Origin of the sequence: Allokutzneria multivorans, from assembly GCF_039537405.1 — a bacterium.
GTDB lineage: Bacteria > Actinomycetota > Actinomycetes > Mycobacteriales > Pseudonocardiaceae > Allokutzneria > Allokutzneria multivorans.
In genome coordinates, this window is record NZ_BAABAL010000026.1 from 157,952 (window position 1) to 179,902 (window position 21,951).

A 21,951-nucleotide genomic window follows, 5' to 3' on the forward strand; every position below is an offset into this window, starting at 1 on the left:
GGCATCCGGATGTGCGGCGTCGGCCCGCACGGCACCGGGTTGACACCGTCCACGCAGTGGTTTAGACCACATGCATGGGATACGCGGCGACGGTGCACGAACACCTGGACAGGCTGGAGCGGCACAACTCCGAGGCCGTCGAACGGGCGGTGGACGCGCTGACCACGGCAATCACCAAGGACGGGCTGATCGTCACGGCGGGGGCGGGCCACTCGCTGGCAGCGGTCGCCGAGACCTTCTACCGCGCGGGCGGGCTGTCCTGCGTGCGGCCGCTGTACCACCCCGACCTGCTGCCGATGCGCGGCGCGAAGTCCAGCACCGACGCCGAGCGGCGCACCGGGCTGGCCGCCGAGGTGCTGGCGGCCGACCCGCTGGGGCCGAACGACGTGCTGATCGTCTTCTCGACCTCCGGCGTGAACCCCTACCCGGTCGAGCTGGCCAAGGCGGGGCGCGCGGCCGGACTGCCGGTGATCGGGGTGACCTCCGGCCCTGCCAGCTCGGCGGCGCCGAAGCGCTCGGGCACCACGCTGGCCGCCGAGTCCAGCATCGTGCTGGACACCCTGGTCCCGCCGGGTGACGCCGCGCACCCGGCGGGCGCCCCGGTCACCGCCCCGCTGTCCTCGCTGGCCACGATGTTCGTGTGGAACCTGCTGCTGGTCTCGCTGCACGCGCGGGCCGAGCGCGACGGCGTCGACCTGCCGCTGTGGCGCAGCGCCAACACCGAGGGCGGCGACCAGGCGAACAAGGACCTACTCGCCCACTACGGCAAGCGGGTCCCCCGACTCGCGTGACTTCAGGGCCGCGGTCGCCATCTCGTCGAGCACGACGGCCGCGGCCTCCGGCACGTCGGTGTCCAGCACGAGCCGCTCGCCCTCGCGCGTCACCGTGAAGGCGAAGAACGGGCAGCACGCCTCCTCCGCGCGGACCAGTTCGCGCAGCCGAGCCTCGGTGCCCTTGTCGCCGTCGAGCACCAGGCGCAGTCGCGTCGGGAACAGCCGCCGCACCTCGATGAGGCTCTGCCTCCACAGAGCGCCGAAGTCGTCGAGCGCGTGCGGCAGCGCCACCGGCACCGCAGGTTCGGCCTGGCGGAACTGCGTGCGGTACAGATCGGCGTAGCGCCCCTGTGCCGCAAGGAGTTCGTCGTGCGTGCCGCGCTCGACGATCTCGCCCGCCTCCACGACCAGGATCTGGTCGGCCGCGCGGATCGTGGACAGCCGGTGCGCGATCACCAGCGCGGTCCGGCCCGCGAGCGCCTCGGCGAGGGCTTCCTGCACGGCCGCCTCGGATTCGGAGTCCAGGTGCGCGGTGGCCTCGTCCAGGATCACCACGCGCTGCCGCGCCAGCAGCAGCCGGGCGATGGTCAGGCGCTGCCGCTCACCGCCGGAGAGCCGGTAACCCCGTTCGCCCACAACGGTTTCCAGGCCGTCGGGCAGCGAGCGCACCAGGTCGGCGAGCCGGGCTCCGCGCAGCGCGTCCCAGATCTCCTCCTCGGTGGCGCCGGGGCGCGCGTAGCGCAGGTTCGCGCCGATCGTGTCGTGGAAGAGGTGCCCGTCCTGGGTCACCACGCCCACCGTCTGCCTGATCGAGTCGAAGGACAGCTCGCGAACGTCCACGTCGGACAGTCGAACGGCTCCGGAGTCCACGTCGTAGAGCCGGGGCACCAGGCTGGCGATGGTCGACTTGCCCGCGCCGGAGGAGCCGACGAGCGCGACGAGCTGGCCCGCCTCGGCCCGGAAGCTCAAGCCGTGCAACACCTCTTCGCCACCACGCGTGTCCAGCGTCTTCACTTCTTCGAGAGAGGCGAGGGAGACCTTGTCGGCCGACGGGTAGGCGAAGCGCACGTCGTCGAACTCCACCGCGACCGGCCCGTCCGGAACCTGTGCGGCGTCAGGCTTCTCGGTGATCGTGGGCGGCAGGTCGAGCACCTCGAACACCCGCTCGAAGGAGACCAGCGCGCTCATCACGTCGACCCGCGCGTTGGCCAGCGCGGTCAGCGGCGTGTAGAGCCGGGTTAGCAGCAGCGCGAGCGAGACGACCGTGCCCGCCGCGAGCTGGCCCTCCAGCGCGAGCCAGCCGCCGAGGCCGTAGACCAGGGCCAGCGCCAAGCTCGACACCAGTGTCAGCGCGGTGATGAACACGCGCGTGTTCATGGCGGTGCGGATACCGATGTCGCGCACCCGCGCCGCCCGCGCGCCGAACTCGTCGGCCTCGTCCTTGGGGCGCCCGAACAACTTCACGAGCGTGGCGCCCGGCGCGGAGAACCGCTCGGTCATCTGCGTGGTCATCGTCGCGTTGTGCCCGGCCGCTTCCCGTTGCAGCGCGGCCATCCTGCGCCCCATGCGCCGCGCGGGCAGCACGAACACCGGCAGCAGCGCCAGCGCGATCACGGTGACCTGCCAGGACAACGTCAGCATCACGGCCAGCGCCAGTGCGAGCTGGATGACGTTGGCGACGACGCCGGAGAGCGTGGAGGTGAACGCCCGCTGCGCGCCGATCACGTCGTTGTTGAGGCGGCTGACCAGCGCGCCCGTGCGAGTGCGGGAGAAAAACGCGATCGGCATCTTCTGCACGTGGCCCACGACCGCGCGGCGCAGGTCGTAGATCAGGCCTTCGCCGATGCGCGAGGACAACCACCGCTCGACGAGCCCGACGCCCGCCTCCACCACGGCCAGCCCGGCGATCAGCAACGCGATGCCGACGACGACGCCGGAGCTCCCGCCGCCGCTGATCTCGTTGACCACCCGGCCCGCGAGCACCGGCGTCGCGACCGCGAGCACGGCCGTGACCACGGTGATCGCCAGGAACGCGATGAGCGTGCGCCGGTGCGGTCTCGCGAAGGAGAACACGCGTTTCAGCGTGCCCTTGCGAATCTTGTTCGGTACGTCAGCGCCTTCCATCGCGCTGCGCATCAGCATCCACGTTCCGTCCACGGCGGCGGTCCTCTCCCCTTGTCGCGCCCAGCACAACATCAGGAGGTCCCGATATCTTCCCGCCCGAGACATCTTCGCGCGCCGCCCTACCGGCGAGCCACCACCAATGCCCCGTTCGTCGCGCTCAACGTCCTGAATGACTCATTCGGGACGCTCAAGTACCTCAATGAGTCATTCAGCGCGTCAGGGGTTCAGGAGGGCGTTGAGGTCGGCGAGGCGGCGGATCTGCGCGGCGCGCTCGGCGGAGAGCTGGTGTTCGGGGACGGGGTTGTCGGCCGCGGAGTGCAGCAGCGCCAACGTTTCCCGCGTAGCGCCGGGCTGCGGCACGAGCAGCGCCCTGACGAGGTTGTTCACCGCGTCGTCGAGCTCGTCGACTCCGGTGACGGAGGTGACGAGGCCGATGCGCTCGGCCTCCTCTGCGCCGACCCGCCTGCCGGTCAGGCAGATCTCCACCGCGCGGGAGTAGCCCACGCAGCGCACCAGCGGCAGCGTGCCGCCGAGGTCAGGGACGAGGCCGAGACCGGTCTCGGCCATGGCGAACTTGGCGTCGGAGGCGGCGATCCGCAGGTCGCAGGCCAGCGCGAGCTGGAACCCGGCCCCGATCGCGTGGCCCTGCACCCCGGCGACGGTCACCCGCGCCGGATCGCGCAGCCAGCTGAAAGCCGCCTGGAACTCCGCGATGACCGCATCGGCCCGCTCGGCGGGCATCGTCGCGATCGACATGAGCCCCGGGCCGCCCTCACCGTCATCCGCCGTGAACAGGCTGCGGTCGAGCCCGGCCGAGAAAGCCCGGCCGGACCCGCGCACCACGACCACCCGCACCTCCGGGGAGAGCGCCTCCCCGATCCCGCGCAGCGCCGCCCACGTCGCGGGGGTCTGCGCGTTGAGCACCTCCGGACGGTGCAGGGTGATGGTTGCCAGTGGGCCGTCCAGCGCGAGCTGGACGCCCCCGGCGTCGAGCAGGCCAGCGTCGACGATCGACACTCGGGCTCCTGTCCGTGACGATGAGAGAGAGTGTTGCGCTGCCTCGCGCCGGGTCTACTTCTTCTTGCTCCGCGTGGCGCCGCCACGGCCGCGGAGAGTCACCCCCGATTCGCTGAGGACCCGGTGCACGAAGCCGTACGAGCGCCCGGTAGATTCGGCGAGGGAGCGAATGCTGGCCCCCTTCTCGTACTTCTTCTTGAGGTCAGCGGCAAGCTTGTCCCGGGCCGTCCCCGTGATCCGGGCGCCCTTCTTCAGGTCAGCCACCTTGTCCCGCCTTCCGTTTTGACCAATGGGGCCGATCATGGCCCCTGTCGCCGCAATGATCGAACACGGAAGCCGCAAACGCCAGGCGATCATGAAAAATCATCGCCACGTGATCGGCGAGTCACGCCCTGTGGATCATCCGGGCGCGCTAAAGGCGGGGCCGCAGCCCCGCCGTGGTGGCCGGTCAGGCCAACTGCACCAGCTCTAGGTAATCGGCCGACCAGTGGTCCTCGGTGCCGTCGGGCAGCAGGATCACCCGCTCGGGCTCCAGCGCCTCCACCGCGCCCGGGTCGTGCGTGACCAGCACAACCGCGCCCTGGTAGCTGCGCAGCGCGTCGAGCACCTGCTCGCGGCTGGCCGGGTCGAGGTTGTTCGTCGGCTCGTCCAGCAGCAGCACGTTCGCCGCGCTGGAGACCAGGCCGGCCAGCGCCAGCCGGGTCTTCTCCCCACCGGAGAGCGTGCCCGCGGGCTGGTCCAGCTGCTCGCCGGTGAACAGGAACGCGCCCAGCAGCGAGCGCAGCTGCTGCGCGTCGGTGTCCGGGGCGGCGTGCCGGATGTTCTCCCAGACCGAGGCGTCGTGGTCCAGCGTCTCGTGCTCCTGCGCGTAGTAGCCGAGCCGCAGGCCGTGACCGGGCACGACCGAGCCCGCGTCGGAGGACTCCGAGCCGCCGAGCAGGCGCAGCAGCGTGGTCTTGCCCGCCCCGTTGAGGCCGAGCACCACCACGCGCGAGCCCTTGTCGATCGCCAGGTCCACCCCGGCGAAGATCTCCAGCGAGCCGTAGGACTTGGACAGGCCCTCTGCCGTGAGCGGGGTCTTGCCGCACGCGGCGGGCTGCGGGAAGCGGATCTTGGCGACCTTGTCCGAGACGCGGACCTCGTCCAGCCCGGCGAGCAGCTTGTCCGCGCGGCGCGCCATGTTCTGCGCGGCGACGGCCTTGGTGGCCTTGGCGCGCATCTTGTCGGCCTGCGCCTTGAGCACGCCCGCCTTCTTCTCGGCGTTGGCGCGCTCGCGCTTGCGGCGCTTCTCGTCGGCGGCGCGCGCCTCCTGGTAGCGCTTCCACTCCATGTTGTAGATGTCGACCTCGGCGCGCACGGCGTCCAGGAACCACACCTTGTTCACCACGTCGGCGAGCAGGTCGACGTCGTGGCTGATCACGATCAGGCCGCCGCTGTGCCCCTTGAGGAAGCCGCGCAGCCAGGTGATCGAGTCGGCGTCGAGGTGGTTGGTCGGCTCGTCCAGCAGCAGGATCGTGTCGGACTTGCCGGAGCCGGCCTCGGTCGCGGCGAACAGGATGCGGGCCAGCTCGACGCGGCGGCGCTGACCACCGGAGAGCGTGCCGGTCTCCTGCGCGAGCACGCGGTCGGCGAGGCCGAGGTTGGCGCAGATGCGGGCGGCCTCGCTCTCGGCGGCGTAGCCCCCGAGCGCGGCGAAGCGGTCTTCCAGGCGGCCGTACTTGCGCACGGCGGCGTCGCGGGCCTTCTCGTCGACCAGCTCGGCCATGATCGCCTGGGACTTCTCCATCTCGCGGAGGATCTCGTCGAGGCCGCGCGCCGACAGCACGCGGTCCTTCGCGGTCATCGACAGGTCGCCCTCGCGCGGGTCCTGCGGGAGGTAGCCCAGCTCGCCGGAGCGCAGGACGGTGCCCGCGTAGGGCTCGCCCTCGCCCGCGAGCACGCGCAGCGTGGTGGTCTTGCCCGCGCCGTTGCGGCCGACGAGGCCGATCCGGTCGCCGGGCTGGACGCGGAGGGTGGTGCCGGACAGCAGGATGCGGGAGCCCGCGCGCAGCTCAAGGTCCGTGACAGTGATCAAGGGAAGAACTCCAGACGAATCGCGTGGCGGAAGACAGGGGGCATCTGCCCGCCTCCCCGATCAGAACCGGAGGCAGGCCACGCGCGCCGCTAATCCATCAAGACCACGCCCGTAGTTTACGCGATGCGTTCGACCGGTTTTGCCGCACGCCCTGGCTACTCGCCGGTAACCAGCCCTAGAGTGCACCCATGACCACGCTGAACGACTTCGCCGGACGCACCGCGCTGATCACCAGCGGCAGCAGGGGCATCGGGTTCTCCATCGCCGAGGAACTGCTGTCCAGGGGCGCTTCGGTGACCATCACCGCGCGCAAGCCCGACGAGCTGAACGCCGCCGCCGACAAGCTCGCGGCCTCGGTCACCGGTGGGACCGGCCGGGTTCTCGCAGTGGTGGCCAACACAGGTTCCGACGAGGCGCGCGCCGAGGCCGTCGGCAGGACCGTGGAGCGCTTCGGCTCGCTGGACGTGCTGGTGAACAACACCGGGATCAACCCGGTGTTCGGTTCCTTGATGGACGCCGACCTGAACGCGGTCCGCAAGATCTTCGACACCAACGTCGTCGGCGCGCTGGGCTTCGTGCAGCAGGCGTGGAAGGCGTGGATGGGTGAGCACGGCGGCGCGGTCGTCAACGTCGCCTCGGTCGCCGGGCTGCGCTCCAGCGGCGTGATCGCGGCATACGGCGCGAGCAAGGCGGCGCTGATCCGGCTCACCGAGGAGCTGGCGTGGCAGCTCGGCCCGAAGGTCAGGGTCAACGCGGTCGCCCCGGCCGTGGTGAAGACGAAGTTCGCCGAGCACCTCTACACCGGCCGCGAGGACGACGCCGCGGCGGCGTACCCGCTGAAGCGACTCGGCACCCCGGAGGACGTGGCGGGCCTGGTGGCGTTCCTGGCCTCGGACGCGGCGGCCTGGATCAGCGGCGAGACCGTGCGCGTCGACGGCGGACTGCTGGCCACCGGAACGCTGGGCTGAGCGGGCAGGCCACCGGGGCACGGGTGGTGGCGGAGATCACCGAGGAGTACATCCCGGCCGGGCTCACCGCCCTGGCCAGGGAGTTCGTCTCCGCCGTTCGGCGGATCGGCGTAGCCCGGGCGGCGGCGCCGTCCGCCACCACAAAGACTTGACGGGTCGGAGCGGACTGCTCTCTGGGTAGCCTCGATCGAGAGGCCACAAGCCAGGGGGTGTGCGTGTCTCGACGGTTCGACGCTGTGCTCTTCGACTTCTCGGGGACCCTGTTCGACGACGGCAACGTGCTGACGCCGTGCGGCGTGCAGACGCAGGCCGCCGAGCGCGGGGTCTTAGTGGACTTGGATGAGGCAGCCGAGCTGATCCAGCGCACCAGGCAGCGGGTCGACGGGCCGAGCGGGCTCGTCGAACGTGAAGGCTGCGACCGGTCCGCCGAGCGCCACCGCGCCGTGTGGACGCGCATGATGACCGAGTCCGCCGACGGTTTCCGCGCCGACGCCGACCCCGAGCTGCTCGGCGAGTCGCTCTACGCGTGCCTGGCCGACCCGGGCTCCTGGCCCGCTTACCCCGACACCGCTTCGGTGCTGAAGACCTTGCACGCCGACGGGGTGAAGATCGGCGTCGTGAGCAACATCGGCTGGGACATCCGGCCCTCCTTCGCCGAGCTGGGCGTCACCGACCTGATCGACTCCTTCGTGCTCTCCTGCGAGCACGACTCCGTGAAGCCCGAGCCGGATCTGTTCCGGATCGCCTGCGAGGAGCTGGGCGTCGAGCCGTCGCGCACGCTGTTCGTCGGCGACGACCCGGTCAAGGACGGTGCTGCGGCCCGAGTGGGACTCGCGGTCTACGTCCTGCCGCACACCCGGCACCGCGACCGCCCGCGCGGCCTGGACGCCGTGCTCTCACTGACCGCCGAAGCCCTCGCCGCCTGAGACCAGCGCCCGCTCCAGCCGCGCGAGGATGCCGGTGAGCGTCGCGCGCTCGTCCTCGCTCAACGAGTCGATCAAGTCGGCTTCGTGTTCGAGCAGTTGGCGCACAACGGGTTCGATGAGTTCGTGGCCCGCTTCGGTGAGCCGCACCGCGACCGCGCGGCGTGATGCCGACGACGACGATCTCTCCACGAGCCCGGCCTGTTCGGCGCGCGCCACGCGTTGCGAGACCGCGCCCGCGGTGACCATGGTCCGGCGGGCGATCTCGCGCGTGGTCAGCTCGTAGGGCGGGCCGGCGCGCCTGATCACGCTGAGCAGGTCGAGCGTGGACGGGTCGACGCCCAGTTCGGTCAGCGTGCGGCGGCGGTCGTCGGCGAGGACCTTCGCGATCCGCCACAGCGGCGTGATGATCTCGATCGAGCCCGTGCGCACACCGGGCAGCTCGCGTTGCCACGCCGAGGCGATGTCGGCAGCGGGCCACGAAGCGACCTGTTCGAGCGGATATCCCTCGCCAGCCATCCACGACTCCTGTTACGTTTAGATCTAAACGTTTAGACCTAAACATAGCAGAGGAGCACTCGCATGACACGCACCGTGCTGGTCACCGGCGGTTCGACCGGGCTGGGCAAGGCTGTGGCAGCCCGCTTCCGCGCCGCCGGGGACACCGTGGTCATCACCGCGCGCGACGCCGGGAAGCTCGCCGCGACCGCCGCCGAGCTCGACGTCCGCGCGATCACCTGCGACGCGACCGATCCCGGACAGGTGGCTCGCCTGGCCGACGACCTCGGGCCGGAGCTGGACGTCCTGGTCAACATGGCGGGCGGCAACACCGACCTGGACCCGCCCCGCGCAGGGCTCTCCCCTCTCGACGCGGTGGCCGCCGCATGGCGGGCGAACCTCGACGCCAACCTGCTCAGCGCGGTGCTCACCACCGCGGCCGTGCTCGACCGGATGCGGCCCGGCGGAACCGTGATCAACGTCGGTTCGATCGGCGCCGAGTTCGCCTCATCCTCTTACGGGGCGTCGAAAGCGGCACTCGCCTCGTGGTCGGCCGGGCTGTCCTCGGAGGTCGGCCCGAAGGGGCTGACCGCGAACCTGATCTCCCCCGGCTACATCGCCGAGACCGAGTTCTTCAAGGGACAGCTCAGCGACCAGCGGCGCGCGGCGCTGATCGAGGCGACGCACAACGGACGCGCCGGACACCCCGACGACATCGCGGAGACCGCGTACTTCCTGGCCTCCGCAGGGGCTCGCCACATCACCGGCCAGACCCTGCACGTCAACGGCGGCGCCTTCACCACCCGCTAGGGGTGCACCAGGGTCTTGCCGAGCGGGCGGGTCGCCAGGTGGGCGTGGATGGTGCCGGGGAGCGCGATCAGCGGGATCTCCTCGGTGATCATCCGCTCCACCGGCAGCGCCGACGGGTCCAGCTCGACGAGGGCGCGGATCGCGGCGCCGAAGTCGTCCTGGACGGTGCCGTAGCTCCCGCCGACGCGCACCGGTTTGCCGTCCCAGGACGTTTCCGCGACCAGCTCGCCCCGACGCACGCCGTCGAGGTCGCAGTCCAGTCCGGGCAGCGCGTCGCCGGGCGCGGTCCCGCCGTAGAGCAGGACGAGCCCACCGGGGACGACCGTGCGCAGGGCTTCGCGCAGCACTTCGGGCAGCACGAAACTCGTTGCCACGACGGCGATGTCCAAGCCGTCGGACGGCATTCCGTCGAGCGGGCCGACGGGGGCCGCCAGGACTTCGCGCGAGCGGAGGAAGTCCGTGCGGTCCTGGCTGCGGTTGCCCAGGGTGACCTCGGCGCCGAGCGCGTGCGCGAGCCCGGCGATCAACGCGCCCGCGGTGCCCGCGCCGAGGACTCCAATGCGTTGCGCCGCAAGGTCTTCACCGGTGTGCCGAGCCGCTGAGCCGAGGCAGTGCTGCGCGCAGGCCAGCGGCTCGGTGAAGACCAGGCGGCGCGCGTCGACGTCGGCGGGCACCACGGGCAGCGCCGCGCGCAGGCGATCGGCCGGACCGGCCGCCCACATCACCTCGGCGAAGCCGGTGCTCCGCTCCAGCGGCACGTTCGGGTCGAGGGTGACGCGGTCACCCGGTGCGAGTCCGTCCACAGTGGACTCTTCGACGACGCCGACCAGCTCGTGCCCGAACTGGCTGACGCCGTGCCGGTTGCCCGCCACCTCCTTGAGGTCGGAGCGGCACAGCCCGGCTAGCTCCACGCGCACTCGGACCGAGTGCTCCCCCTTGGGGCACAACGGTTCCGAGCGCACGAGGACCGGGCCGTCCGGTCCGAGTTCGACCCTCACGACACCGCTTCCAGGGCCTCGCCGAAGCGGTCGGCGATCAGGTGGGCGTCCTCCGGCGAGAGCACGAGCGGCGGGCGCAGCTCGATGACGTTGCCGAGGCCGTGCTCGGAAACCCGCGTGATCGCGCCGCGCTCGTGCAGCGCGCGCTGGAACTCGTGCGTCTTCTTGGTGGCCTTGCCGCCGTCGGGCTCAACCAGTTCGACGCCGAGCATCAGCCCGACGCCGCGCACGTCGCCGATCACCGGGTTGTCCTTCTGGAGGTCGAGCAGGCGGTCCTTGAGGACCTTGCCCGACGCCCGGACGTTCTCCAGGAAGCCGGGCCGCTGCACGATCTCCAGGGTCTTGACCGCCGCCGCCGAGGACAGCGTGTGGCCGCCGTAGGTGAAGCCGTGCAGCGAGCGGTCGAAGTTCGCCATCCGCTCCTCGGTGAGGATCGCCGCGAGCGGGAGGCCGCTGCCCGTCAGTCCTTTTGAGACGGTCATCATGTGCGGCTGGACGCCGAAATGATCCGCGGCGAACATCTCGCCGGTGCGGCCGAAGGAGGTCTGGTTCTCGTCGAAGATCAGGACGATGTCCCGTTCCTCGCAGAAGGCCTTCAGGTCCTCGAAGTAGCCGGGCGGCGGGACGATGTTGCCGCCCACCCCGCTGATCGGCTCGATGAGCACGCAGGCGACGCTGCCGGAGCTGGAGTAGGTGATGAAGTCCGCGATCCGGTCGACGCACAACTTGGCGCAGCTGTCGGGTTTCTGCGCGTAGAAGCAGCGGTAGCAGTACGCGTCGGGCACGTGCGTGACGCCGGGGAACTGGTACGGGAACGGGGCCCGCATCCGACTGCTGCCGTTGAAGCTGGTCGCCGCCATGGACTGGCCGACCTGCCCCCGGAAGGGCACGATCACGTCGCGCTTGCCCGTCTGAAGCTGGGCGATCTTGATCGCGCCCTCGTTCGCCGTCGAGCCGCCGGAGCTGCGCAGGTTCACCCGGGTCAGGTTGGCCGGGCTGATCTTGACCAGCTCCTGCATGACCACGTTCGTCGGCTCGGTCTGGAACGAGGAGCTGGCGAACACCAGGCTCTCCGTCTGTTCCCGCACCGCCGCCATCACCTCGGGGTGGTTGTGCCCCAGGATCAGGTTGAAGGTGCCGGAAACGCAGTCCAGGTACTCGCGGCCGTCACTGTCCCACGACCGCACGCCCTCGCCGCGCACGAGCTTCGCGTCACCGATCGCGTACTGCGCTACCTGGTGCGGGTCACTCATCGCGAGCCTCGTGATCGGCTGTGAGACCGTCGAGCTGCATGCGCACCCACGCCTCAAGGGTCCACGGCTCGGCCACCTCGCGACGGCGCTTGGCGGCCGTCTCGCGCTCCTCCTCTGGCGCGGTCAGACCGTCCACAATGGCCTGTGCCTGCTCCACGAGGTCGAACGGGTTCACCGTGCTGCACACGGGCGCAAGCACTTCGGCGGCCCCGCACATCTCGGAAAGGATCACCGGGGCGTTGCGGGTGTTGACCAGCGGAGCCTCGAAGGTGCTCAGGTTCTGACCGTCCACAGTGGAATTGAACATGAGCAGGTCCGCGCGTTGGAAGCACGCGACGCTGTGGTCGACCTCGTTGTCGCAGTGCGTGCGCACGGTGTCAGGGCCCAGCTCGGCGTTGGCCTCCGCGACGGCGGCCTCCACCCGGCGCACGTACTCCGCGTTGGCCTCGACGTAGAGCCGGTTGGGGTTCATCCGCACCAGCATCTTCACGCCGCGCAGCCGCTCGTCGGACTTCACCGCGAGCACGAACGCCCGCACGGCGCGCTCGGCGTTCTTCATCGGATCGGTCCGTCCACTGTGGACGACGAGCTGGCCGTCACCGGCCCATTCCGCGATGCCCTCCGGCAGCCGAGGATTGCGGCCGTGCAGCGTCAAAGGGCTGTAGCCCAAAGGCATCGTGCGCACGCGGCAGCGGCGACCCCGCCAGTGCACGACACCGGCATCGCGGTCGACCTTGGCCTCGGGCAGCAGATCCGCCACGCAGTCGAGGAAGTTGCGCGTCCACCGGTCAGCGAAGAAACCGATCGTGGTCGCGGGCAGCATGCCTTCGAGCAGCCCGACGCGCACGTCCTTCGGCAGGATGCGCCAGTAGTCCGGCGAGGGCCACGGGATGTGCACGAACAGCAGCACCGGCGCGTCCGGGCGCTGCGCGCGCAGCTTCGCGGGCACACCGACCAGCTGGTAGTCGTGCACCAGGTACACCGGGTCGTCCACGCCCGCCGAGCTCTTCAGCATGGCGTCGGCGAAGTCGTCGGTGAACTCGCCGAAGCGGCGCAGCGCCTCGTAGGTCTCCTCGCCGAAGGTCGGGTTCGTCCAGCGGTCCCAACCGTAGTTGTTGGCCGCCCACAACAGTTCCGCCGTCAGGAAGTTCTGCACGACGTCGAAGGTCGTGCGGTCGTGCTGGATCAGCCGGACGGTGATGTCACGGCCGGAGTGCAGGCTCAGCGTGAGGCCGTCGGGGTTCTCCTGCGCGGCCCTGCGGTCGTCGTCGGTGTCCGCGCTGGCGATCCAGGACACGTTCAGCACCCCGGCCTGCTCCGCGACCACGTTGCCCGTGCCACCGGGGGCCAGCCACGGCCGCAGCTCCCCGGTCTCGGGGTCCGGCGCGTAGGTGACGGCGGCTCGCTTGCTGGCCAGGAACAGATGGGTCACTGCGATTCCTCCCCTAGAGCGATGAGCTTGGAGCTGGCCTCGAAGACGTCGACCGGTTCGAGTCCCTTCAGTTCCGCGATGCCCGCCGCTCTTTCGCTGTGCAGGCAAGCGTTTCGCGGGCGGCACGCGTAGGCGGTGCTGCTCTGCGGCGCGGCGCTGACCAGGTCGGGGTCCACGCCGTAGCCGGTGGCGATGTGCCTGGCCCACTCGACCCTGGTCAGCCTGCGCGGGCCGCCGAGGTGCACGACGCCGGTGTGCCCGGAGTGCAGCAGGGCGGCCGTCCACGCGGCGACGTCGTCGACGAGCACCGGGCTGTTCCAGTGATCGCCCGGCACCTCGACCGGTTGTCCCGCACCGAGTTTCTGCGCGCAGGTGGTGAAGAAGTTCGGCCGCAGCCCCGCCCGGTCCCAGCCGTAGACCAGGCTGACGCGCAGCGCGACCGCGTTCCCGGTGGCCAGCAACGTGTCCTCGGCGGCGAGCTTCACCCGGCCGTAGACGTTGGCGGGCTCGGTCGGCTCGGACTCCGCGCAGCTGTCCTTGATGCCGGGGAAGACGTTGTCGGTGGAGATCATGAGCGCGCGCCGTCCGCCGAGCGCGTCCGCGAGGTGCTCCGCTCCCCCTTGGTGCGCGGCCATGGCTTGCCCGGGATTGGCCTCGCACCAGGTGATGTCGGAGGGGCCGTGCACGGTGACCACGGAGTCCGGCCGGGCCTCGGTGAGCGCGGCGCGGATGGACTGCGGCTCGGCGACGTCCAGCGGCAGCCAGTCCAGCTCTCGCGCCTCGGGCGTGGCGGGCCGCCGCCGCGAGCTGAGCACGGCGGTGTGCCCCAGTGCCCGTAAGCGCTGGCCGACGTGCCCCGCGAGGTAGCCCGCCCCGACGATCAGAACGCGTTCCACGGTTCCTCCCCCGGTCAGGTGGCGCGCGCCGGCGTCGGCAGCAGCCGCAGCGCCGCCGCTCCGGCCATGACGACGAGGCCGAACATCGCCACCACCATCAGCACTACCGGAAGACCGAGCCACCCCGCCAGTGTGCCCACGAGTGGCGGGCTCGACAGGAATCCCGCGTAGCCGATGGTCGTGACCAGGGAGATCGCCTTGGAGCGCTGGTCGTTCGCGACCGCGCGGCCCACCGCGCCCATGAGCGTCGGCACCACCGGGGCGAGCCCGATGCCCGCGACCGCGAAGCCGATCAGCGTCGTCGCCGGGCTCCACGCCGCCGCGCCGACCACCATGCCGACCAGGCCGAGCGCGCCGCCCGCCACGACCAGCGCGCGGTCGCCGAGCGCCGCGCCCTGCCACTGCGCCAACAGACGCCCGGCGGAGAGCCCCGCCATGTACGCGGCGGGCGCGAAGCTCGCCAGCAGCGGTCCCGCGGCGAGCTCGGTCTCAAGATGGATCGCGCCCCACTGCTCGACGGCGTTCTCCATCAGCAGCACGGTCGCGGCAACGGCCCCGACCACCACCAATGGCACGTAGTACCGCCTGGGACTAGCTTCCGCACTGGTGCTTTCGGCCTTGTCGACCCACCCGTTCGGGTCGATCGCGACGACCGCGCTCAGCGCGACCAGCACGGCGATCACCACGAGCACGGCCAGCGCGGACGCGCCGAGCTGCCTCGCGAGCCCGACGCACGGTGCGGCCACGACCATCGCCATCGGTGTCGCGGCGTGGACCTTGTTGAACAGCCGCTCGCCGTCCCTGGCTTCGCGCGCGGCCATCGTGGCGTTCAGCGCGACCTCGATCGCACCGCTGGCCGCGCCGACGACCAGCAGCGAAGCCGCGAAGGTGACGTAGGAGCCGGAGAAACCGACGAGCAGCACGCCCAGCGCGAAGACACCGGTCACCACCGGCAGCGTGTGCTGGGCGAGCCGCTGCGCGAGTCTGCCCGTGAGCACCATCGACGGCACCGCGGCGACGGGGACGGCGAACAGCGCCAGTCCCAGCTGCTGGTCGGTCAGCGCGAGGTCCGCCTTGATCTCCGGGATGAGCGCGGCCCAGCCGCCCCAGAAAAGGCCCCAACTCGCAGCCACAGCAAGCAAACCAAGGACTCCACCACGCACCGATGCTCGACCCCGCGAGCGGGTCTTCGGTTGCCGCACAAGCGCTCCAGTCTTGCTCAATCCCGCACTCTGGGACGGGATGTGATCCAGCTCGCCCCACGATACTGCGCAAACGTCGGCGGACCGCCCCGCGCTCCTCCGGTAGCGTGGTTCTCCGGAGATCGGCATGTCTCGGGGGTGCGGTGGCGTACTGGGCGATCGACGCGGGCGGCAGCAGCACGACCGCCCTGCTGGACAACGGGACCCGCTGGCGGCGGGGCTCGGTGAACCCGGCCTCGGTCGGCGCGAGGGCCGCCGACGACGACCTGCGGGAACTGTTCCGGGCGATCCGCGCGGGGTCCGGCGATCGGATGACAACCGGATGGCTGGCCACGGCCACCGTGGACGCCAACGCCCCCGGCCGCGAGCTGGACCGGCTGACCAGGCTCGCCCGCGAGGCCGGGCTGGGCGGGACGATGGTGATCTCCCGCGACGTGCTCCCGCTGCTGGTGGCACCGCCGCTGCGCGGGCGCGGAGTGGCCGTGGTCTGCGGGACCGGCTCCGGGTTCCTCGCTTCCGACGGAGAACGCGAACCGATCTCGGTCGGCGGCTGCGAGTACCTCGGCAGCGACGAGGGAAGTGCTTTCGCCATGGGCCTTTCCGGTCTACGGGCAGGCGTCAGGGCCACCGACGGGCGCGGTCCGGCCACGGCGCTGAGCACGGCGCTAGGCAGCGGTTCCGTCCAGGACCTCGCGCGCTCGCTCGCGGCTCAGCCGTTTCCCAAATCCACTGTTGCCGCATTGTCCTCCGCGGTCTGCCGGTGTTGGCTGGAGGGAGACGCGGTCGCGGGCGAGATCGTGACCGGCGCGCTCACCGACATGGTCGACGCTGTGCGTGCGGCACGGGACCGCGCGGGGCTGAGCGGCTCGTGGTCGGCGACGTTGACCGGAGGCGTGTTCCAGGGATGTCCTGAGTACGCGAAGGAACTGAGTGCCCGCCTGGTCGGAGAGCTGGGTTCTGCGGAGCCGACCCTGGTCACCGATCCGACCGCGATGGTGCTGGCGGCGTTGCGGGAGCACGACTCCGCGATCCCGCCGTCGCTGACCGGCTGGGCGTGGACGCGGACTCTGGGAGGGAACGGCTGATGGCGCACGGACCGATCCGGCTCGGCCTGTGCTTGGCGGCGTTCGCGCCCGCCGGGCTCGACGGTGCGCTGCGCGCGGCCGGGCAGGCCGGTGTGGACGTGGTGGACCTGCCGGCGGACAGCACGTTCGGGCTCGTCGACGCGCGGCGGCTCGACGACACCGAGTACCACGCGGAACTGCGTGCTTCCCTGGGGGCTGCGCACGTCCGCGTCGGGTGCGTGAGCAACAGCAGGGACACCCAGCTCGTGCTCGGACCGCACGGACCGCACACCGATCCCGTGCTCGCGGGCACCGCCGAGGAGAAGCGCGAGTACGGCACGCGCGCCGCGCTCGGCACCGTGCGGCTCGCGGCAGGACTCGGCGCGCCGCTGGTGCGGTTGATGCTCGGCGTACCCGACCTCGGCCGGTGGTTGTCGTGGTGGGGCAGCGACGTGAGCTGGTCCGACAACGTCGCGGCGTGGTGCTCGGCGGCCAAGCCCGCGCTGGAGCTGGCGGCGGAGCTGGGTGTTCGCGTCGTGGTCGAGCCACATCCGAAGCAGGTGGCCTACGACCCGGCGAGCGCTCGCGCGTTGCTCGCGGCGGCCGAGGGCGTCGGACTGTGCGTCGATCCGGCGAACCTCGCCGCCGTCGGGCACGACCCGGTGAACGCCGTGCGCGGCTGGGGAAGCGACCTCGCCGCCGTGCACGCCAAGGACCTCCAGGTGTGGCAGGAGCCGTTCGAGCCGCGCGGGGCCGGTTGGTCGCGCTACGGCCCGGGTCCGGCGATCCGCTTCCGCGCCTTGGGTTCCGGCTCGCTGCCGTGGCCGGAGATCGTGGCGGCGCTGCTCGACGAGGACTACCGGGGAGTGATCTACGTGGAGCACGAGGACGCGTTGCTGCCGACCGACCAGGGGGCGGCGAACTCGCTCGCGGCCCTGCGCAGGCTGCTGCCCTCGGCCAGTGCTCAGGGGAGGACCTGGTGACTCTCGACGGTGTGCGCGCCGGGTTGCTCGCGGGCGGGCTCGGGGAGCGGATGGGTCCGATGACCTCGCGGGTCTGCAAACCCCTTGTGCCGTATGCCGCTTCGTGTCGCCTGGTGGACTTCAGCATGGTCAACTCGGTGCGCTCCGGCATCCCCGAGGTGGTGTTGCTGTCGCTGCACCGCGAGGCCGATCTGGTCCGGCACCTCGTTGAGCACTGGGATGGCACGCCGACCCGTGTCCACTTCGGACCGCACGACTCCTTCGTCAGGACCTCCGACCTCGACCTGCTGCCGGAGCGCCCCGCCGAGCGCGGCACCGCCGACGCGCTGCTGTCCAACGCCGAGTACCTTTTCGCACCGGGTGCCACGGATGTCCTCGTGCAGCACGCTGATCACGTCTACCTCTTCGACTACGCGCCCATGGTCGCCGCGCACCGCGCTTCGGGGGCGCACTGCACGATCGGCGTGCAACGCATCGAGCTGAAGTACGTGAAGCTCTTCGGCATGGTCGACGTCGACTCCGACCTGCGCGTGCGCGCGCTCGTGGAGAAGCCGCAGAACCCCACTTCCGACCTGATCTTCACCGCGTTCTGCCTGTTCCGCGTCGACGCGCTCCAAGAAGTGCTCGCTTCCCTCCTCGCGCGCGGCGAGGACGGCTGGCAGCACGACATCAGCCGCGACGTCCTCCCGGAGATGATCCGCCAGGGCCGCCCCGTCTCCGCGTTCCCGATCGAGGGCTACTGGGCGGACATCGGCACCGTCGACCGCTACCACTCCGAGCAGCTGAAGCTGTTGTCCGGCGTCATGGACCCGTCGCTGCTGCCCCGCACGCTGTCCTCGTCGCCCCCCGAGCTCCTGTCCGATGTGGACAGTCTCTCCGGCGCTCCGATCCCGCCCGGCGCGGTGGTCGAGTCCAGCGTCCTGCACCCCGGCTGCGTGATCGAACCCGGCGCGAAGGTACTGCGTTCCGTGGTGCTGCCCGGTGCCGTCGTTCCCGCCGGTGTCACCGTCCGCGACACCATCGTCCTGGAGAACGAGCACCTGCGCTCCGACCGCGACGGTCTCGCATTCTGAAATGTCCTCACCAATGAGGGGAAACACCCATCATTGCAGGGAAGTCAATTTCAATAGCATTTCGACGCCCGACTCCACTCCCGCCAACGACGCGGCGAAGAGCTTCGGGATCACCTGCTGATCGTGATCTTCATAGCCACCCTTCCGTGGCACATCGCGGCGCGAGTCGCACAACGTCTCCCGACGACGACCCCGCATCCTGAAACTGATTCTCCCCCATGAGGGGCAAACACCCCTCATGGAGACGCGGTGAATTCCAATAACATTTCGGCGCCCAGCTCACATCGCCCGCCGGAGTGTGGTCAAAATGCACAAGACAATTCATGTGGTCGGTCTCGCAACCCTGGTGACGATCAGCGGGGCCACCCCGCCCATGCCGCACCCCACAACTGCCAGCAAGGTCACGTCTGCATGTGGGAGGACGCCGACCACAAGGGCTCCCGCTATGTCCACCAGAAAGCCGTTACCGGCTTCTACGACATCGACAACTGGGACGGCGACAACGAGATCAGCTCGGTGATCAACAACAGCGCCTGCTCGCTCACGATGTACAGCAACGACACCCGCGAGACGAGCTTCCTCAAGTGGACCGTCCGATCCGAGCAGGACATCCCGAACTTGCAGGACGTGGCTTTGCCGTATCTGCCGACCGACCTCCTCACCGGCCACCCCAAGCGCAACGCCAACGACGAGGCGGAGAGCTTCACGATCACCTGCTGATCCCGCCCTCTCATCCCTCACGTGGGCAAGGTCCCACCAATCCGACGAAAGCATCGAACAATGTCCAAAACCATTCACGCCCTCGGTCTCGCAAGCCTGCTAACGCTCACCTGGGCGGCTCCCGCCGACGCCATGCCTCCCAGCAAGTGCCAAGAAGGTCATGTGTGCATGTGGGAGGACTCGCTGTGGGAGGGCACCCGCTACGTCTTCCAGAAGGCCGTTCCTGGCAGGTACGGCATCGACGATTGGGACGGCGACAAAGAGATCAGCTCGGTGATCAACAACTCGAACTGCACGATCGTGCTCTTCAGCCAGGACGATCCCGACACGAGCTACCGCTGGTGGCAAATCGCCCCCATGGACTTCTACTCGAACCTCAAGAACCTCAAGGACGGCGACGGTTACGACGCCAACGACCGGGCGCAGAGCTTCGAGATCGTCTGCTGACCAGCTCCATGACGGTCAACGAAGCCCACCAACGAAGAGCGACGCTGAACAGGATTTCGACGCCCCTTTCACACCACCGACGGAGCACTGTCCACAATGCTCAAAAACATCCACGCCATCGGTCTCGCAAGCCTGCTGACGGTGACCGGGGCACCCACCGACCAGGATCGACCTCCCAGGTGCACCGCAGAGGGTCACGTATGCATGTGGGAGGACGCGGGGTACCGCAGTGACACCTACGTCAACGTCAACGCCAAAGCCGAGACCGGCTGGCACAACATCGACGAATGGGACGGCGACAACGAGATCAGCTCGGTGATCAACAACTCCACGTGCACGATCAAGCTCTACAGCGGCGACACCCCCAAGGAGAGCGATCACGTGTGGACGGTCAAACCCATGGACTACATCTCAAATCTCAAGCACTTGAAGGACGCCTCCGGCACTGACGCCAACGACGACGTGGAGAGCTACGAGATCACCTGCTGATCGCGAGTGTCAGCGTTCGAGGACGGGAACGAGGGGAGGCGTCCCACTCCCCTCGTTCCCGTGTCATTGCGGAGTGTTGTTCACAATGCGCAAGCCGCGCACCTACGAAGAGGGCTACGCCTGCATGCGGGAGGACGCCGCCTGGTCAACGACCGGCGACGACGACGCGGAGAGCTTCGCCATCCGCTGCCCATCACGAGCGACCCTCTCTTTTCCGACAATTCTTCCCGTTGGGTACCAGCAATAGGGGACGTGCCGAGGACCGGCGCACGGCAGTAGCTTGCCGACGCTCAGTTACCGCCTACGACGGTCCAGAGAGTCCGGTATCTACGACATCGACCGCTGGCACGAGGACGGTGTCAACGCCAACAACGACGCCGGGCGCCTCCGGGTCACTCGCTGGTCTCACCGTGCGACAGGCTTCGCGGCTCAACGAAGGATTTCGACACTGTGTTCAGGACCGTTCTCGCTCTCAGTTCCACCGTGCTCCTGATGGTCTCCGGCGCCACGCCCGCTGGAGCGTTGTCCAGCTTCTGCCACCCCAACCACGTGTGCATGTGGGAGCACTCCGCCTACTTCGGCAGCAAGTACGTCAACCGGCTGGCCGTGTCGGGTGTCTTCGACATCGGCATGTGGGACGGTGACAACGAGATCAGCTCGCTGAGCAACACGAGCAACTGCACCATCACCCTTCACGACAACGATTCTCCGCAGTCGAGCACGCGCCATTGGGTGTTCCTGCCTTACGACGACCAGCCCGATCTGAAAGTGTGGGGCGCCAACGACGACGCGGAGAGCTTCACCGTCAGGTGCTGACCCGGCGCCTGACTCTGCGGCTGTGGCATCGCGTAGTCCTGTCCAGGCTCGTCGTCCCGTCCCGCCGAGGCCGCGCCGAAGTGCGCCGCCAATTACGCGGGTTCCGCTACGTCAGCCAGAACGGCGCGTCGGGGGCCGCGTGCAAGCTCACGCTGTACAGCCCGAAGGCCAGCGCCTTCCAACGCCAGAGTGCAGAGCTTCATGCTGAGCTGCTGATCTCCTAGAAGGGTGCGGGTTCGGCGATGGGCTCAGGCGCGGTCTCGTAGGTGTGGCCCCGAGGCGTGGTCCACGCGTGCGTACCGTCTTCACGGCTTTCGCAGGTCCAGTTGGTGTGGGTCTTCATGCGGTGGTGACGCCTGCATTTGGGTCGCAGGTTCTTGATGGTGGTGTTGGTGCCGTTGTAGGGGCAGCAGTGGTCGAGGTCGCAGCGGTGTGCGGGTTGTCTGCATCCGATGGCGGTGCAGGTGGGGTAGCGGGCTGCGATGAGTTCACGTTGTTTGTCGGTGGGCCGGTAGATGTTGCTGATCTCCTCAGCCATGCCGGTCTTCGGGTCGGTGAGGATGCGCTTCCAGACGCCGCCTGCTGCGATGTCCCTCGCCACGGGTGCGGGGAGCGGTCCGTAGCCGCTGAGCATCCCCGGCTCGTCAGTCAAGCCGAGGGCTGAGGTGACAGGCATCGTCAGGTACACCATGGTCTGGCCTTGCGGGGCGGCGGTTTCCCTGCCGTGCAGGAGGTCCTTCGCGACGTCGGAGCGCTTCTGGTCCAGGGTCCGGCGGTCCTTCGGCAGGGCCTTCGCGATCCTGTCGATCCGGTCGTAGGAGAGGGCTGCGTCGTGGGCGGTCATGGTCAACCGGAGTGAGGACATGCCGTCCTCCAGGTTGAACTTCTCCACCAACCGCGCCTTGTGCTTGGCCTTGTGACGACGCTCAGCGGCTTCAGGGTCGATACGGTGGATGTAGCGGACCCCGTACTGACGGGTCGCGGAGTAGGTGTTGTTCTCCGCATGAGCCACCAAGACTTTCTCCACGATCAACGCCTGAGCAACCGGGAGAGTGCGGAGGAGATCGAGGATCATGAGTGACTTGCCCTCATCAATTCGACCTTCGGCCATCGCCTTGAACACCACCCGATGCTCCACAAGCTCCGTCGCACGGTCGATCAACCGGGCGCCCTTGACCGGCGACACCTTCAGGACCGGGGCGATGAAGTTCTCCGCGAACTCACGATCACGAGAATCAAGCCCAGCCAGGTAGTCCACCAGCACACCGGAGAATGTCGCGATGGCTTGAGCAATGGCCGCGTAGGCTGTTTTTACGTCAGCTTCGTCCATACCTCCTATTTTATACGAATAGAATAGTGGATCATGGCTCTAACGGATGAATTCCCAGGCG

The 21,951-nt window shown here is 69.4% G+C and carries 22 protein-coding genes and 1 pseudogene; 12 read left to right on the top strand and 11 right to left on the bottom strand.

Features of this window, described 5'->3' with window-relative positions; all coding sequences use genetic code 11:
• The first annotated feature begins 74 nt into the window (after positions 1-74).
• On the top strand, positions 75-791 hold the full coding sequence (locus ABD798_RS35010) for a sugar isomerase domain-containing protein (protein ID WP_344885135.1): 717 nt from the start codon (positions 75-77) through the stop codon (positions 789-791).
• A gap of 279 nt (positions 792-1,070) precedes the next feature.
• Here the strand turns inward: ABD798_RS35010 and ABD798_RS35015 are convergent.
• The 4 genes and pseudogenes from ABD798_RS35015 to ABD798_RS35030 all read right to left on the bottom strand — a co-directional run.
• Positions 1,071-2,930, bottom strand: a pseudogene (locus ABD798_RS35015) (ABC transporter ATP-binding protein); the annotation flags it as partial.
• A 183-nt stretch (positions 2,931-3,113) separates the two neighbouring features.
• Positions 3,114-3,914 carry an enoyl-CoA hydratase/isomerase family protein gene (locus ABD798_RS35020; RefSeq protein WP_344885138.1) on the bottom strand — a complete coding sequence of 267 codons (801 nt, stop codon included), beginning with the start codon at positions 3,912-3,914 and terminating at the stop codon, positions 3,114-3,116.
• Positions 3,915-3,968: 54 nt separating this feature from the next.
• Positions 3,969-4,178, bottom strand: a complete 210-nt coding sequence (locus ABD798_RS35025) for a helix-turn-helix domain-containing protein (protein WP_030429267.1) — start codon at positions 4,176-4,178, stop codon at positions 3,969-3,971.
• Positions 4,179-4,362: 184 nt separating this feature from the next.
• The gene (locus tag ABD798_RS35030; protein ID WP_344885141.1) at positions 4,363-5,988 is read right to left on the bottom strand and encodes an ABC-F family ATP-binding cassette domain-containing protein; all 1,626 of its coding nucleotides are present in this window, start codon (positions 5,986-5,988) and stop codon (positions 4,363-4,365) included.
• A 197-nt stretch (positions 5,989-6,185) separates the two neighbouring features.
• Between ABD798_RS35030 and ABD798_RS35035 the strand changes: the two genes are divergently transcribed.
• The 3 genes from ABD798_RS35035 (at position 6,186) to ABD798_RS35045 (ending at position 7,882) form a co-directional block, all read left to right on the top strand.
• Positions 6,186-6,956: an SDR family oxidoreductase gene (locus ABD798_RS35035; RefSeq protein WP_425549327.1), complete on the top strand. Its 771-nt coding sequence runs from the start codon at positions 6,186-6,188 to the stop codon at positions 6,954-6,956.
• Positions 6,957-6,982: 26 nt separating this feature from the next.
• Complete coding sequence (locus ABD798_RS35040) at positions 6,983-7,108, top strand: hypothetical protein (protein WP_344885147.1); 126 nt, start codon at positions 6,983-6,985, stop codon at positions 7,106-7,108.
• Positions 7,109-7,171: 63 nt separating this feature from the next.
• Positions 7,172-7,882, top strand: coding sequence for an HAD family hydrolase (locus tag ABD798_RS35045; protein ID WP_344885150.1), 711 nt, complete (start codon positions 7,172-7,174; stop codon positions 7,880-7,882).
• Here ABD798_RS35045 and ABD798_RS35050 read toward each other — a convergent pair.
• Complete coding sequence (locus ABD798_RS35050; RefSeq protein ID WP_344885153.1) at positions 7,853-8,398, bottom strand: MarR family winged helix-turn-helix transcriptional regulator; 546 nt, start codon at positions 8,396-8,398, stop codon at positions 7,853-7,855. The two genes, ABD798_RS35045 and ABD798_RS35050, sit on opposite strands and share 30 nt — an antisense overlap.
• 63 nt (positions 8,399-8,461) lie before the next feature.
• Between ABD798_RS35050 and ABD798_RS35055 the strand changes: the two genes are divergently transcribed.
• Positions 8,462-9,187, top strand: coding sequence for an SDR family NAD(P)-dependent oxidoreductase (locus ABD798_RS35055; RefSeq protein WP_344885156.1), 726 nt, complete (start codon positions 8,462-8,464; stop codon positions 9,185-9,187).
• Here the strand turns inward: ABD798_RS35055 and ABD798_RS35060 are convergent.
• From ABD798_RS35060 to ABD798_RS35080, 5 genes are read right to left on the bottom strand one after another with little or no spacing between them, the layout of a single operon-like run.
• Complete coding sequence (locus ABD798_RS35060) at positions 9,184-10,185, bottom strand: alcohol dehydrogenase catalytic domain-containing protein (RefSeq protein ID WP_344885159.1); 1,002 nt, start codon at positions 10,183-10,185, stop codon at positions 9,184-9,186. The two genes, ABD798_RS35055 and ABD798_RS35060, sit on opposite strands and share 4 nt — an antisense overlap.
• Positions 10,182-11,438: an aspartate aminotransferase family protein gene (locus ABD798_RS35065; protein WP_344885162.1), complete on the bottom strand. Its 1,257-nt coding sequence runs from the start codon at positions 11,436-11,438 to the stop codon at positions 10,182-10,184. Before ABD798_RS35065 ends, ABD798_RS35060 begins: the two co-directional genes overlap by 4 nt.
• Complete coding sequence (locus ABD798_RS35070; RefSeq protein ID WP_344885165.1) at positions 11,431-12,870, bottom strand: trehalose-6-phosphate synthase; 1,440 nt, start codon at positions 12,868-12,870, stop codon at positions 11,431-11,433. Before ABD798_RS35070 ends, ABD798_RS35065 begins: the two co-directional genes overlap by 8 nt.
• Positions 12,867-13,766 carry an SDR family oxidoreductase gene (locus ABD798_RS35075; RefSeq protein WP_344885168.1) on the bottom strand — a complete coding sequence of 300 codons (900 nt, stop codon included), beginning with the start codon at positions 13,764-13,766 and terminating at the stop codon, positions 12,867-12,869. The genes ABD798_RS35070 and ABD798_RS35075 overlap by 4 nt, the downstream gene beginning before the upstream one ends.
• Before the next feature lie 14 nt (positions 13,767-13,780).
• Positions 13,781-14,899 carry an MFS transporter gene (locus tag ABD798_RS35080; RefSeq protein ID WP_344885171.1) on the bottom strand — a complete coding sequence of 373 codons (1,119 nt, stop codon included), beginning with the start codon at positions 14,897-14,899 and terminating at the stop codon, positions 13,781-13,783.
• Positions 14,900-15,111: 212 nt separating this feature from the next.
• Here ABD798_RS35080 and ABD798_RS35085 point away from each other — a divergent pair, with 212 nt between their 5' ends.
• The 7 genes from ABD798_RS35085 (at position 15,112) to ABD798_RS35115 (ending at position 20,560) form a co-directional block, all read left to right on the top strand.
• The gene (locus ABD798_RS35085; protein WP_344885174.1) at positions 15,112-16,053 is read left to right on the top strand and encodes a BadF/BadG/BcrA/BcrD ATPase family protein; all 942 of its coding nucleotides are present in this window, start codon (positions 15,112-15,114) and stop codon (positions 16,051-16,053) included.
• On the top strand, positions 16,053-17,015 hold the full coding sequence (locus tag ABD798_RS35090) for a sugar phosphate isomerase/epimerase family protein (protein WP_344885177.1): 963 nt from the start codon (positions 16,053-16,055) through the stop codon (positions 17,013-17,015). The genes ABD798_RS35085 and ABD798_RS35090 overlap by 1 nt, the downstream gene beginning before the upstream one ends.
• Positions 17,012-18,088, top strand: a complete 1,077-nt coding sequence (locus ABD798_RS35095) for a sugar phosphate nucleotidyltransferase (protein ID WP_344885180.1) — start codon at positions 17,012-17,014, stop codon at positions 18,086-18,088. Before ABD798_RS35090 ends, ABD798_RS35095 begins: the two co-directional genes overlap by 4 nt.
• 249 nt (positions 18,089-18,337) lie before the next feature.
• Positions 18,338-18,808 carry a peptidase inhibitor family I36 protein gene (locus ABD798_RS35100; protein ID WP_344885183.1) on the top strand — a complete coding sequence of 157 codons (471 nt, stop codon included), beginning with the start codon at positions 18,338-18,340 and terminating at the stop codon, positions 18,806-18,808.
• Between the two features lie 132 nt (positions 18,809-18,940).
• Entirely contained in the window at positions 18,941-19,255 is a 315-nt protein-coding gene (locus ABD798_RS35105; protein ID WP_344885523.1) for a peptidase inhibitor family I36 protein, read from the top strand.
• 96 nt (positions 19,256-19,351) lie between these two features.
• On the top strand, positions 19,352-19,744 hold the full coding sequence (locus ABD798_RS35110) for a peptidase inhibitor family I36 protein (RefSeq protein WP_344885186.1): 393 nt from the start codon (positions 19,352-19,354) through the stop codon (positions 19,742-19,744).
• A gap of 450 nt (positions 19,745-20,194) precedes the next feature.
• Complete coding sequence (locus ABD798_RS35115) at positions 20,195-20,560, top strand: peptidase inhibitor family I36 protein (RefSeq protein ID WP_344885189.1); 366 nt, start codon at positions 20,195-20,197, stop codon at positions 20,558-20,560.
• Positions 20,561-20,780: 220 nt separating this feature from the next.
• Here the strand turns inward: ABD798_RS35115 and ABD798_RS35120 are convergent, their stop codons facing one another.
• Positions 20,781-21,890, bottom strand: coding sequence for an HNH endonuclease signature motif containing protein (locus ABD798_RS35120; RefSeq protein ID WP_344885192.1), 1,110 nt, complete (start codon positions 21,888-21,890; stop codon positions 20,781-20,783).
• Positions 21,891-21,951: the final 61 nt, after the last annotated feature.